Annotated in this window: 13 protein-coding genes; 7 read left to right on the top strand and 6 right to left on the bottom strand. The window is 43.0% G+C overall.

What is annotated here, in order from left to right; all coding sequences use genetic code 11:
• Positions 1 to 8: 8 nt before the first annotated feature.
• From phnD (TPSD3_RS01205) to TPSD3_RS01185, 5 genes are all read right to left on the bottom strand, one after another.
• Positions 9 to 839 (bottom strand): phosphate/phosphite/phosphonate ABC transporter substrate-binding protein, encoded by an 831-nt coding sequence (gene phnD / locus TPSD3_RS01205; protein ID WP_176329671.1) that lies wholly within the window; start codon positions 837 to 839, stop codon positions 9 to 11.
• A 166-nt stretch (positions 840 to 1,005) separates the two neighbouring features.
• Positions 1,006 to 2,037: an IS630 family transposase gene (locus TPSD3_RS01200; protein ID WP_086486662.1), complete on the bottom strand. Its 1,032-nt coding sequence runs from the start codon at positions 2,035 to 2,037 to the stop codon at positions 1,006 to 1,008.
• A gap of 13 nt (positions 2,038 to 2,050) precedes the next feature.
• A complete protein-coding gene (gene phnD / locus TPSD3_RS01195; RefSeq protein WP_086486775.1) occupies positions 2,051 to 2,836 on the bottom strand; it encodes a phosphate/phosphite/phosphonate ABC transporter substrate-binding protein in 786 nt (261 codons plus the stop codon).
• Between the two features lie 162 nt (positions 2,837 to 2,998).
• Positions 2,999 to 3,307: a DUF4389 domain-containing protein gene (locus TPSD3_RS01190; RefSeq protein WP_086486774.1), complete on the bottom strand. Its 309-nt coding sequence runs from the start codon at positions 3,305 to 3,307 to the stop codon at positions 2,999 to 3,001.
• Between the two features lie 108 nt (positions 3,308 to 3,415).
• The gene (locus TPSD3_RS01185; protein ID WP_086486773.1) at positions 3,416 to 3,760 is read right to left on the bottom strand and encodes a TusE/DsrC/DsvC family sulfur relay protein; all 345 of its coding nucleotides are present in this window, start codon (positions 3,758 to 3,760) and stop codon (positions 3,416 to 3,418) included.
• Positions 3,761 to 3,994: 234 nt separating this feature from the next.
• On the opposite strand from TPSD3_RS01185, the gene TPSD3_RS01180 reads away from it, so the two are divergent.
• From TPSD3_RS01180 to TPSD3_RS01160, 5 genes are all read left to right on the top strand, one after another.
• Positions 3,995 to 5,530 carry a hypothetical protein gene (locus TPSD3_RS01180; protein WP_086486772.1) on the top strand — a complete coding sequence of 512 codons (1,536 nt, stop codon included), beginning with the start codon at positions 3,995 to 3,997 and terminating at the stop codon, positions 5,528 to 5,530.
• A gap of 211 nt (positions 5,531 to 5,741) precedes the next feature.
• The gene (locus TPSD3_RS01175) at positions 5,742 to 6,791 is read left to right on the top strand and encodes a rod shape-determining protein (RefSeq protein ID WP_086486771.1); all 1,050 of its coding nucleotides are present in this window, start codon (positions 5,742 to 5,744) and stop codon (positions 6,789 to 6,791) included.
• An 8-nt stretch (positions 6,792 to 6,799) separates the two neighbouring features.
• The gene (gene mreC / locus TPSD3_RS01170; RefSeq protein WP_280938403.1) at positions 6,800 to 7,723 is read left to right on the top strand and encodes a rod shape-determining protein MreC; all 924 of its coding nucleotides are present in this window, start codon (positions 6,800 to 6,802) and stop codon (positions 7,721 to 7,723) included.
• A 41-nt stretch (positions 7,724 to 7,764) separates the two neighbouring features.
• On the top strand, positions 7,765 to 8,253 hold the full coding sequence (gene mreD, locus TPSD3_RS01165; protein ID WP_086486770.1) for a rod shape-determining protein MreD: 489 nt from the start codon (positions 7,765 to 7,767) through the stop codon (positions 8,251 to 8,253).
• A 166-nt stretch (positions 8,254 to 8,419) separates the two neighbouring features.
• The gene (locus TPSD3_RS01160) at positions 8,420 to 9,271 is read left to right on the top strand and encodes an ion transporter (protein ID WP_086486769.1); all 852 of its coding nucleotides are present in this window, start codon (positions 8,420 to 8,422) and stop codon (positions 9,269 to 9,271) included.
• A 50-nt stretch (positions 9,272 to 9,321) separates the two neighbouring features.
• Here the strand turns inward: TPSD3_RS01160 and hrcA are convergent, their stop codons facing one another.
• Positions 9,322 to 10,419: a heat-inducible transcriptional repressor HrcA gene (gene hrcA / locus TPSD3_RS01155; protein ID WP_086486768.1), complete on the bottom strand. Its 1,098-nt coding sequence runs from the start codon at positions 10,417 to 10,419 to the stop codon at positions 9,322 to 9,324.
• A 319-nt stretch (positions 10,420 to 10,738) separates the two neighbouring features.
• Here hrcA and TPSD3_RS01150 point away from each other — a divergent pair, with 319 nt between their 5' ends.
• Positions 10,739 to 11,608 (top strand): NAD(+) kinase, encoded by an 870-nt coding sequence (locus TPSD3_RS01150; RefSeq protein WP_086486767.1) that lies wholly within the window; start codon positions 10,739 to 10,741, stop codon positions 11,606 to 11,608.
• 2 nt (positions 11,609 to 11,610) lie between these two features.
• On the top strand, positions 11,611 to 13,281 hold the full coding sequence (gene recN, locus TPSD3_RS01145; RefSeq protein WP_086486766.1) for a DNA repair protein RecN: 1,671 nt from the start codon (positions 11,611 to 11,613) through the stop codon (positions 13,279 to 13,281).
• The last annotated feature ends 25 nt before the right edge of the window (positions 13,282 to 13,306 follow it).

Below are 13,306 nucleotides of genomic sequence, written 5' to 3'. Positions count from 1 at the left end.
AAAATTCATTATTGTTCCATGTGATTCATGATGATTCGTAAACTGTCATAATCTGAATCGGTGACGGGAACAAAATTGGTAAGATTACTTTTTATTGCCGCTAAAACAGTTTTTGAATCGGGGTGCTGTAGAATGGAAAGCAAAGCCTGACGCAGTTTTTCAATCTGTTCTTGGGGTAAATCACTGCGCGTTGCAAATAAATGTTCAGAAATTTCTGGAGTTAACGCAAGTAAATTTAAGCCTTTTTCCTGATATTTATAAAAAATATCTTCCATGACCGCACCCGCATCAAATTCGCCCATTAGTACGCTCATTGCCACATTATCATGGCTGCCTAAAAATTCATAATAAGCCAATTGTTCTAAATCTATTCCCTCTTGTTTTAGTAAATAATATGGCACTAAATAGCCCATTGTTGATTCTTTTGATCCAAACGCAAAACGTTTGCCGATTAAGTGACTTAATTGTCCAATTTTTTCGCGGCTTTGACCTGTGACAATGGCACCGCGAAAGGTTGGCCGTCCATTGATTTCTAAACGCGCCAATAGCGGTTTTTCTCCATAATCACGAATCAATTTAACATAAAGGAACGGGCCTACATAAGCCACATCAATTTGATTTTTTCCTAATTGCTCAACATGTTGTTCATAATCTGCACTGATCATCAGTTCAATATCTAAACCTGTTTCAACCGTTAAATAATCCACCAAAGGCATAAATTTAGTCATCAGTTCTTGTGCGGTTAAATAAGGGTGAATGGTTAAACGCAACTTTTCTGCAATAACCTGTGAAGGAAGCCATATTAAAAGAAATAGACTCAGAAAATTTATTTTTTTCATGTTCATTCACCTAAAAAATTACTGCTCTAATTTACGCACAATTTCCCGCAAACCATCATAATCCGAATCAAGCACAGGAACGAAATTGGTTAAATTGGCTCTAATTGCGCTTAAAATATACCAAAATTATGTGAGATATAAAAACAAATTAAGTTCTAATATCTAGCTAGATATTAGGTATAAGATACTGTTTAATTTTATTAAACTTAAACACTTTACCTGACAAAAAGGTCTCAAACATACTAGTGACTTCTTTAAAGCTTGATAGACGATGAAAATTCTTTCTGACCCAATTCTTACCTTGAAGCCAAATATCCTCGACTGGATTTTGCTCTGGGGCATTGGGCGCAAATCTTAATAAACGAACTTTCCATTCTGATTCTGGAAGTCCCCCATTTAATTTCTCTAAATAAGTTCTTAAACCTTCAGAACGATGATAACTTGCACCATCCCAAATAATCACATGACGGGCTTCTTTATATCTGTAAATGAGCCAGTTAATAAAGTCTATCGTATATTTTGTATCAGCTTTCTTTGCCCTATCTAAAATAAATTCTCCCGTATAAATATTCACCGCTCCATACCACGTTTGAGAAGTGCGATAATTACTCATCTTTATTGACGTTCTTTCTCCTTTTTTCGACCAAACATAACCACAAATATCTCCCCACAACTGATGGCTTTCGTCTTGCATCCAGTACATTACCTCTCCACTTTCTATCTGTTCACGCTCCTTATCTATTAAATCCTTAATCTCTTTTTTTTTAGCTTCTACTTTTACCTCATCTTTTGCCGAATTCTCTTTGTGTGTCTTCTTATAACTTAAATTCGCTTCTTCTAATAATTTAGTATAAGAAGTATTTGAAGAATAGAAAACATCATACTCCTCTTTTAAGTATCTCTTTAGTTCCTCTATTGTTATTGTCTTCTTTTCTTGTATCCAATTAATCACATCTTCTCGTTCACGCGGCTTTAAATACCCTGGCGAGCCTTTATACGCTAACTTTAATCCTTCCACCCCTGACGCTAAATAAATGGCTTTCCATTTATCCACAAATTGCACACTGACACAACACGCTAAAGCCGCTTCCGCACGCACAAAACCAAGCAAAGACATTCTTACTGCCATCGCTCGCTTCACTTCTCTCGCTTCACCTGTTGACATTAACTCTTCTAAATCTTCATATCTCTTGTTCATTATTCTCTCCTATTTAAAAAGTATTATTATACGACTCTGAAAAAATTGGTATAGTTGGGGCTTGGGGGTGTTCAGTGATGGTCAATAAAGCGTTGCGTAGGGCTTCAATTTGCGCGGTAGGCAAATCGCGGCGCGTTAATAGCAGATGTTCAGAAATTTCAGGAGTCCACGCCAATACCCGTAATCCACGCTCTTGATATTTATAAACAATATCTTCAATGACCGCACCTGCATCGAATTCTCCCATTAATACGCCCAAAGCCACATTATCATGGCTGCCTAGAAATTCATGCCACGCCAATTGTTCAAGCGTAACTCCTGATTCGCGCAACAAATAATCTTGCATTAAATGGCTCATGGTTGAACCTTGCGCGCCAAAAGCAAAACGTTTATTAATCACCTCTTTAATTTGCTGAATAGGCGAATCTTTATGCACCACAATCGCGCCGCGAAAAGTCGGTGTTCCTGCGGTTTCTAAACGCACCAATAAGGGTTTTTCCCCATATTTTTCTATTAATTTAACATAGGGAATAGAACCAATATAAGCAATATCAATTTTATCTTCACCCAATTCTTGAACATGTTGTTCATAACTTTGACTGATAATCGGATGAATTTCAATCCCTGTTTTTTCGGTTAAATAATCAGTTAAAGGCGTGAATTTTTCTAACAATTGTTGTGCCGTTAAATAAGGAAAAATATAGAGGTTAAGTGTCTCTTTAGCCTGTACGGGAGAAAATAAAAGGTGGAAACAGAGCAGAATAAAGCCCGCTCCCTGAGTTAAGGGGATGTAACGCATGGGGACTCCTTTGGTGAATTTGCGAGATATTGAATTTTAATATCTGGCGCGGTATTTTCTATCTATAGCAAAAAAAAAGCAAAAATGCGAGTGAGAAAATAATTATTTTTAATAATGTATTATTCTAAGAATGAAACCGTAAAACGCGCTAAGTCTTATCTTCTAATCTTGAGGCCAATGGCTGAAAGGAAAAGGCTTATCTTCGGTGGTAAAAGTTAAATAGCGTGCCACTTGATAACTATACGTGCAAAGTCCTTGAGAAAATAACTGTAAACGCTGATTAATCTCGCCCGTTATCAACAAAGTAACAAATTGAAAAAAAGCAATTCCCGCAATAATAAAACGCAGGAAAAAATAAATCACCACAAATAACAGCAAAAATAACCCACGTTGCCACGTGCTTAATTGTCCCACATGTCGCTGCCACACGGAAACTTGATTGTTCTCTGGACGATCTTCAGATATTTGCATGATAGATTTCTCTGTCGGTCAACATAAAAAAAATGATAACACCCAAAATGGCGTGTTATCATCGAATGAATCCATTACCTTTACGTATTAATCACGTATTGATTCGGTTTAATAACCACCTTTGCGTTTGGTGTCGGGTAAGCCACCAATTTTACTGGCTTCTTTATCGGGATTGTGTGGAAATAAAGCATAAAGGGCTTTGGCTTCAAGACTGCTGTCATCCCAAACTTCTTTCATGGCTTTCACCAAATTACGCATATTGGGCTGATTTCCACCATTGTTAATATACTGATCACGCAAGTAATTGATCACATCCCAATGTTTTTCCGTTAATTCGGGAACATCTTCTGCTTGCGCAATGATTGGGGCTAATTCTTCACTCCAATCGTCTAAGTTTAATAAAAAACCATTCGCATCTGTTTCGATGGTTTTACCATTCAATTCATAGGGCATAATAACCTCCGCTATTTAAGTGCATTCAAACACACATTTTGTCATTTTATTTAGGGTAGCCCATCTATTGTTATCATTTTTAAGTCAGTCCAGCGTGTGTAAAACACTGATCGGGTGGTTAGCTCCACACAATGTAACGATCTTCAAAAGTTAAATCAAGTTGTGACAAGTGTTGTATTTATTGCTATGTTAGCAGGAATTAAATTTTGATTTCTTTTAAGGGGCAGAACGGCGATGCGTCATTTTCAGCTACAAATAAAATTTTATATTCAATTCAGTCTATTACTGGCGATGGTGAGTTATAGTGGGTTCAGTTTCGCCACTTTAACCCGCGTAGACAGCACATCAGGCACGGTGTTAAAAGGCGCGATGTCCGAATTTTTAATGATTCGGGTCAATGATGCGCAAGGGGGAATTCGTGCTGGGGTTAAGTTGGGATTTTCTTTGACCAATACGGCCTGTGAAGCGGTCAATGTTGCCGTGTTGGATGTGTTAGACGGCGGCGTGAGTGATGCCCAAGGCATAGTACATGTTCGGCTCAATGCCGCTTCGCCGTTGGTGACTGCGGGTATTCATACCGTAGACGCGTGGATTGCAGATGAACCGGCGGTGCGTTTAACGATTCCCCTTATCGTAGAACAGCACAACAGTCTTTTTGTCACTCAAGGGCAGTGTCAAACCGTCAATGTAGGACAAACCGCGCAGCCTATTATTTTTCGTTTTTTAGATAACGGTGGCTTGCCGCGAACACTGATTGATGTGCGTTTTGAACTGCACGATAGCAATGGCACGGTGGGAGATGGTTTGTTAATTGTAAGCGGCACGACCAATGAACAAGGACAAGTGCAAACCTTAGTCTCTACCACTCGTGCTGGAAAATGGACGGTTTCAGCGCACGCTCGCACCGCGTTAGATTTTACTGCTTCTCTGGGGATTACTGTCTTGCCAATGGAAGCCAGTGTGTTAGCTCCTGTGGCTGGAGAACAGCAATCGTTAAATGCGGGGCGTTTATCTGAACCGTTTATTTTTGTTTTACAAGATGTTTTTGGCAATGTGCCTATCACGCAAGAAGGGCAAACGGTTCACTTTTCGGTGGTGACTCCCTCTGGAATCACGACTACTACGGGCTTAACCCGCACCACTGCCATTAGCAATGCCCAAGGTCAGGTCAGCACGCAATTTACCGCGCCCGACGTATTAGGCACTTACCGCATTCAAGCCAATTTACCCAACCGTCCTGCCAACAGTGGCATGACCTTAGTGGTGCAAAGCGCATTGCCGGGTTTACCCAGTTTGGGATTTGGTACGGTGACGGATGAGGCGTTATCTGTTTTAGCGCATGGCACGCGCACTGTTTTTGCGGGCGGGGTTTCGGTGAACGGCGGCAGTTTTTTACAAGAGAGTGTCATCAGTTCGACGGCCGCAAGTGTGCATTTTCAAGCCTTACTCAGTGTTGATCCGCAAGATGTGGGACAAATGGCTGATGTTTTTGTGCTGCTTGCCCATACGCCTCCTCCCCTCGCCACTCAGGCAAGCACGATTTATATGGTGACTCCACAAGGATTGCCGATATGGCAGCCGGAAATGGGTTTGGCTGCAATTCAAGCATTTCAAGCCAATACGGTTTTACGCGCCCATGAGGTGCTTGATATTTATCGGGGAACTTTTCCGCATTTGGGTTGGACGCGCTTATTATTCGGTTATCGTTTGAAAGACAAAGCTCAGTATGTGTTTCATTTAGAACATTGGGTGAGTGTGTTGGTGCAGTAAATGCTGTGTTTTATGTCGGATCGGTTTAAGCGATGCCGTTTGCGCATTTTTATGATAAATCAGGCTTAATTTGCTTTATAATAGCCCACTTTTTAAGTTTGCTGCGCACCTTACGCAGGGACAGTAGGAATTTTGATTCTTTCCTGATGCGCGGAGAAGCAAACGACGCTCAAGTTTATTAGGTTGCAACTTTCAGGATTAAATTAAATTTATGTTTAAACGCTTACGCGGTCTGTTTTCCAACGATTTATCTATCGATTTGGGGACAGCGAATACCTTAATTTATGTTCGCGGTCAGGGCATTGTGTTAAATGAACCGTCGGTGGTGGCGATTCGGCAAGGTCGAGAAAGTAACGGCGCAAAATCAATTGCGGCGGTTGGAGCTGAAGCCAAATTAATGTTGGGACGCACACCGGGACATATCACGGCCATTCGTCCTATGAAAGATGGGGTGATTGCTGATTTCACCGTTACCGAAAAAATGTTGCAGTATTTTATTCGTAGGGTACATGAAAATCGTTTTTTGCGGCCGAGTCCGCGGGTGTTAATTTGTGTGCCGTGCGGTTCGACCCAAGTAGAACGTCGTGCCATCCGCGAATCCGCACAAGGCGCAGGCGCACGTGAGGTGCATTTGATTGAAGAACCCATGGCCGCGGCGATTGGCGCAGGAATGCCCGTCAGTGAAGCCACGGGATCAATGGTTCTGGACATCGGCGGCGGCACAACTGAGGTCGGTGTGTTGTCGTTAAACGGGATTGTTTATTCTGAATCTATTCGTGTGGGTGGGGATCGTTTTGATGAGGCGATTGTGGGTTATGTGCGTCGTCATTACAGTACGTTGATCGGGGAAGCCACGGCTGAATATGTAAAACATCAAATTGGTTCTGCATTTCCTTTGCGCGAAATTCGGGAAGTCCATGTTCGCGGTCGTAATTTGGCCGAGGGGATTCCGCGTAGTATTAAATTAAACAGCAATGAAGTGTTAGAAGCTCTGCAAGAACCTTTGCAACAAATCGTCGGCGCAGTGAAAACCGCTTTAGAAAAAATTCCCCCCGAATTGGGATCAGATGTGGCTGAAAAAGGCATGGTTTTAACGGGAGGTGGTGCGTTATTACCGGGTATTGATCGTTTATTGATGGAAGAAACGGGTTTACCGGTGATTTTAGCGGATGATCCGTTGACTTGTGTTGCACGTGGGGGTGGCCGCGCTTTGGAAATGATTGAAGAACATGGTGTGGATGTGTTTGCTTTAGATTCTTAATATTATGGTTGCCTATTTGCTGTACGTGGGGAGTTTTTGTTATTAAACAGCCGCTTTTTTTACATGTCCCATCACCAACGATTAAATTGATTTTATTTGCCAGTTTGTCGCTGGGATTAATGATGGCGGATCATCATGAAGTGGAATATATCGATACTGCCCGTGCGCAATTGGCGGTGCCGGTGTATGCGCTGCAATATTTGGTGGATTTGCCGGGTCGGATTGCTGAAGAAGTGTCCAGTCGAATGCGAGATCGGGAATTGCTATTGGCAGACAGTCGTCATTTACGCCAGCAAAATCTGAAATTACAAGCCATGTTACAGAAATTTCAAGATTTACAGTTGGAAAATGAACGGCTACGCTCTTTACTCGATTCTACGCCAAATGTTGGGGAACGGGTGTTGATTGCGGAGGTTTTGGCGGTTGAGGTTGATCCCTTCGCCCGTAAAATGGTGATTAACAAAGGCACTTATCATGGGGTAAAAAAGGGACAACCTTTGTTAGATGCGCATGGCGTTATGGGACAGGTGATTGAAGCGACACATTTTTCTAGTGTGGTGATGTTGGTGACTGATCCGGATCATGCTTTGCCGGTGCAGATTGCGCGCACGGGCTTGCGTACTATTGCGGTGGGTTTGGGGGCGATCAATCGTTTAACTTTGTTATATTTGCCGAATAATGCGGACATTCAACCCGGAGATCGTCTGATTACCTCTGGGATTGGGGGACAATTTCCACCGGGTTATCCAGTGGGCGAGGTGATGGAGGTGAGTTTAGACATTGGTCAGCCTTATGCGCAAGTGCAGGCTAAACCCAGTTCTTTGTTGGAACGTAACCGTGAAGTGTTACTTGTTTGGCGTGATGAGCCGCCATTGCCACCGCCCCCTGCTCCCCCCGATGACATCGACGACATCGTTCCCGCACAACCTTAAAACTCCATTTTTTCTCCAATTTCCTTTACGGTATGCCTGTTATGAGTGTTGAAAAACATCAAGGTGGCTGGGTGATTGTCACCAGTTTTGTGCTTGCGTTGATGTTATCGATTGTGCCGTTGCCGGTGTGGGCGGTGGAATGGCGGCCAGATTGGGTGGCGATGGCGTTGATTTATTGGTGTATTGCAACTCCGCAACGTGTGAGTGTGGCGACGGGGTGGACGGTGGGTTTGGTACAAGATGTGTTAAGTAATGTGTTACTCGGACAACATGCGTTAAGTTTGAGTATAGTGGCTTATTTTAGTGTACAAATGCACCGTCAAGTGCGTATTTTTCCCGTGTGGCAACAGGCCATGTTTGTGGCGTTGTTGATTGTTGGCAGTCGTTTTCCGGAGTTATGGATTCGCGGTACGTTGAATTATCCCTCGTTGGGTTGGGCGTTTGCGTTGCCTGCTGTGACCAGTTTAATTTTATGGCCGTGGTTGTTTATTTTGCTGAGAGATTTAAGACGGTATTATCGGGTGATGTGAATTGTTCTGTGACAACATGGATTAGAAAAATCCCCAAAAAAATCTGGCAAAGAGATTGAAGCTTTATTAGCTACAATATACCCAACGGAGTCTATAAACCAATTCGTTTTTTATACTTCGTTGGCTATATCATACACATTGCACTTATTTTAAGGGATAATTCATTATGGCAAATATTTTTAGTAAAGAAATCAGAACGGTTGTCGGTGAATGGGTAGAATCACCGCGAATTCAGGCGATTATTGTCCTGATTATTGTTTTTAATGCCGTCACTTTGGGGTTAGAAACGTCAGAGGCAATTGTGGCAAAATATGGTTTTATTTTAAGTTTTATTGATAGCTTTATTTTGGGGATTTTTATCTTAGAAATTCTGCTGAAATTATACGCATTTGGTTGGCGTTTTTTTAAGAGTGGTTGGAATATTTTTGATTTTGTGATTGTGGCGATTGCGCTCATGCCGTCGAGTGGTTCTTTATCCGTATTGCGGGCATTGCGGATTTTACGGATTTTGCGCTTGATTTCTTTTATCAGTCAATTGCGCTTGATTGTTGAGGCGTTGTTAAAATCATTACCGGGCATTGCGTCGATTGCGGGCTTGGTTTTACTGATGTTTTATGTGTCTGCGGTGATCAGTACGCGGATGTTTGGTGAGAGTTTTCCGGAGTTTTTTGGCACAATTGGCGCGTCCATGTATACCTTATTCCAAGTCATGACTTTGGAAAGTTGGTCGGCGGGGGTCGCTCGTCCTGTCATGGAACTATATCCTTATGCGTGGTTATTTTTTATTCCGTTTATTTTATTCACTACTTTTACCATGCTTAACTTATTTGTGGCGATTATTGTCGATACCATGCAGCAAGTGCATAAGAAAGATCGAGATGCAGCGCAACAATTGATTCAAGAAGCACAACAAGCTGCCGAAAGTGAACAGCAATTATTGTTAAAAGAAATTCAAGGATTAAAAGGTGAATTGAAGGAATTACGGTTATTATTAGAAAAACGGCCGATCTCTGATTAATCACCCTGCCCTGCTGATTTTCTAAGAAAAAATCAGCAGGGATTTTTTAATTAATTTTGCGATCCTTGATGCAGTGCCGATCCCAACAATTGCGCGGTTAAATCGACAATGGGAATCACCCGATCATAATTCATGCGCGTTGGCCCAATCACGCCTAATACACCAATCACTTCCCCCGCTAATCCATAAGGCGCAGCCACGACGCTACAATCATCAAAAACGGAATAACCCGATTCTCCACCAATAAAAATTTGCACGCCTTCGCCCGTTAAGGCTTGATCTAATAAGCCTAATATTTCTTGTTTCTCATTAAACGCCACGAATAATTCGCGCAATTTATCCACACGACACAATTCATCCACATCCATTAAATTAATTTGTCCCGTCAAGACCAAATCGCTTTGTTCGGCTTCCACATCGTCTAAGGCTTGGCGGGTGGTGGTCATTGCCCATTGTAGAGATTCGTCCAGATCGCGCTGCGCTTCTTGTAATTCCTGCAATAAAGACTGACGCACTTGATCCACCGACTGCCCGCCAAAAGCCGCATTTAAATAGTGACTCACTCGTTCTAATTCTGAGGGAGAATAATCGCGGGTGGTTTCAATGAAACGATTTTGTACTTCGCCATCATTTAACACTAAAATCGCCAATACGCGATTTTTTCCCAACATTAAAAATTCAATGTGACGCAATACTTTTGCCCGTCGCCGTGGCAACATGACTACGCCTGCAAAGCGGGTCATTTCGGACAATAAATCTGACGTGTAAGCCAACACGGTTTTGGCATTTGGTAAACTGGGCAAGTGGGTTTTAAATCGTTGACGCAACAGGGCTTCTTCTTGTTGTTGTAAGGGTTTGACTTGTAACAGGGTATCGATAAAAAAACGATACCCCAAAGGTGTCGGCACACGCCCTGATGAAGTATGCGGCGAAAAAATTAAGCCCATGTCTTCTAAATCGGCCATGACGTTACGAATCGTCGCTGGACTCAAATCCCACGCTAATTCCCGTGACAGCGTTCGTGAACCCACCGGCTGCCCGTCACGAATGTAGCGTTCCACCAACGCTCGAAATAAATGCGCCGCTCGTTCGGAAAGTTGGGATGTGTCCGTTTTATTGACTGGTTTATTGATTTGATGTTCAGACATTCGCGCAAAATCCGTCTAAAAAAGCCATTCCCCCACAGCGTAGCTTGCACGCTGCCCCTTACGCAAGACATCAGTTTGGTGATTTTCCGTTATTGGCAGATGTTTGCGGCTATTCTCATCTCGCATTAATTTAGCACTCTACTGGCTAGAGTGCAAAAACCATTACATTCTGCTAAAACCTTGTTACTATGGATTCGCGGTTAGGCGAAAAACCGTATAGAGAGTAAAATAACGGCTTTTGAAGGTCTGATTGAGTCTGAATCATACCACATCACACCCCATCACACCGAATTTAAGATAACACGAAGATAACACAACTATGTTCAACAGTATTGGCTTAATCGCTAAACGTGGCGACCCGCGTGTCAAAGACACTTTACAATCGCTTGTGCGCTATTTGCAGCAGCAAAATCTGGATATTGTGATTGATGCGCCGAGTTCTCGTCTTTTATTAGAAAAATCCTTGCGTATCGCCGCAAATACGGAAGCTCTCGGCACGCAATGCGAATTGATTATTGTCATCGGAGGAGACGGGACCTTGTTGCAAGCGGCGCGGCTTTTGGCTAAGTATGATGTGGCGTTGTTGGGGATTAATTTAGGCCGTTTGGGTTTTCTCACTGATATTTGTCCCACGCAAATGGAAAGTTATTTAGATGAAATTTTAGGTGGGGCTTTTTTAGAAGAAGATCGTTTTTTGATTTATGCCGAAGTGTACCGTGATGGGCAATGTATTGCGCATTCTAACGCGCTCAATGATATGGTGATTCACCGTTGGAATATGGCGCACATGTTGGCGTTTGAAACGACGATTAATGGTCATTTAGTCAATCGCCAACGTTCCGATGGTTTAGTGATTGCCACGCCTACGGGATCAACGGCTTATGCGTTATCGGGTGGTGGTCCGATTATTCATCCGTCGCTTAATGCGTTAGTTTTAGTTTCGATTTGTCCGCATACATTAAGTAATCGTCCGATTGTGGTTGATGGCGACAGTTGCATTACTGTCACCATTGATCCGTATCAAGCGGGACAAGCGCAATTGAGTTGTGATGGTGTATTAGTACAACAAGTGATTCCCGGTGATCGCATTGTGGTAGAAAAACGGCAACATATTCGCCTCATTCACCCCCAAGGACATGATCATTATGCGACATTAAGGGCTAAATTAGATTGGGGGAAAGCGGTTTAATCATGTTGCACCGTTTGCAAATCGAAAATATCGCCATTGTCGAACGTCAAACTTTACATTTGACGCAAGGTTTAACCGTGATTACGGGAGAAACGGGCGCAGGTAAATCTATTTTAATCGACGCATTAAGTGTGGTTTTAGGCGCACGCGCAGACAGTGGTGTTGTGCGACAGGGCTGTGAACAGGCGCAAGTGTCGGCCGTGTTTCGTTTAAGCGAATCGATGATCAATTGGTTACGCGAACGCGATTTGACTTTGGAAGAAGCAGAAGAAGACGATTGTGTGATTCGTCGAGTCATTACCGCTAAAGGGCGTTCGCGCTGTTATCTTAATGATCGCCCTGTTTCCTTGCAAACCTTGAAAGAATTAGGTGAGCAATTGGTCGATATTCACGGACAACATGCGCATCAATCTTTATTAAAATTAGACGTGCAACGCGATATTTTAGATGCCATGGCGACTGATCCCAATTGTCGGGCGCAAGTGACGCGAATGTATCAGGAATGGCGCGAATTAAATCAAGCCTTAACCACTTTAGGCGGCGAAGCCCGAGATCGGGATGCGCGTTTGGCGTTATTGCGTTATCAAGTGCAGGAATTAGAACAATTTGAATTAACCGATACGGCATTAAAAGAACTTTCTGAAGAACATAAATTATGCGCCAATTCGCAACGTTTATTAGACAATGTGCAGCGGGTTTTATCTTATTTAGATGCCGAAGATGGCACGTCGATTATAACTACTTTAAATCAAGCCAATCGAGAATTGGCTGAAGTGTGTCATTTTGATCCGCGTTTAAATCAGTTAAAACAACAATTAGACAGTTTACTCATTCAAGCCGATGATTTAACCAGTGAATTGCGCCATTATTCGCATCATGTAGACCTTGATCCAAATCGTTTAAGTATTTTAGAAGAAAAATTATCTGATTTACAAGATTTAGCGCGTAAGCATCGGGTTAATATGATGGAATTGCCTGATTATTTTACGCGCCTAAGTGAGCAGTTAAAAGAATTAGAACATTATGAGCAACGCGCCGCCGAATTAGAACAACAACAACAAGCGGCTTTAATTCGCTATCAAAAAGCGGCCGAGGCTTTGCGTCAAGAGCGGTTAAACCATGCCGTCCCTTTAGCGCAACAGATTACAGAAACCATGAGCCAATTGGGAATGCCGGGGGGACAGTTGCGTATTGAAGTGGAGCCGTTAAATCAAAGTATTCCTAGCGTGTCGGGTTGGGATCGGGTGGAGTTTTTGGTCAGTGCCAACCCTGGACAAAGCCCTAAACCGTTGCATAAAGTGGCTTCGGGTGGGGAATTATCCAGAATTAGTTTAGCAATTCAAGTGATGACCGCGCAGCGCAGCGGCGTACCGACGTTAATTTTCGACGAGGTGGATGTGGGCATTGGCGGAGGCGTGGCGGAGATTGTGGGCAAATTGCTGCGGCAATTGGGAAGACAACGACAAGTATTATGTATCACTCATTTACCCCAAGTGGCCTGTCAAGGCGACAGTCATTTGCAAGTGCGCAAAATCATGACCGAACAACAAACCCATACTTGTATCCAAACCTTAACCCCCACCCAACGAGTAGAAGAAATCGCCCGAATGCTCGGCGGAATCGACATCACCGCGCAAACCTTGGCCCATGCGGAGGAGATGTTGGGGTGGTGAGGGGCTGGGTTTGTTGTTGATAGGT

The organism is Thioflexithrix psekupsensis, from assembly GCF_002149925.1.
Taxonomy (GTDB): Bacteria; Pseudomonadota; Gammaproteobacteria; order Beggiatoales; family Beggiatoaceae; genus Thioflexithrix; species Thioflexithrix psekupsensis.
This window is presented reverse-complemented; position numbering and strand designations above follow the sequence as displayed.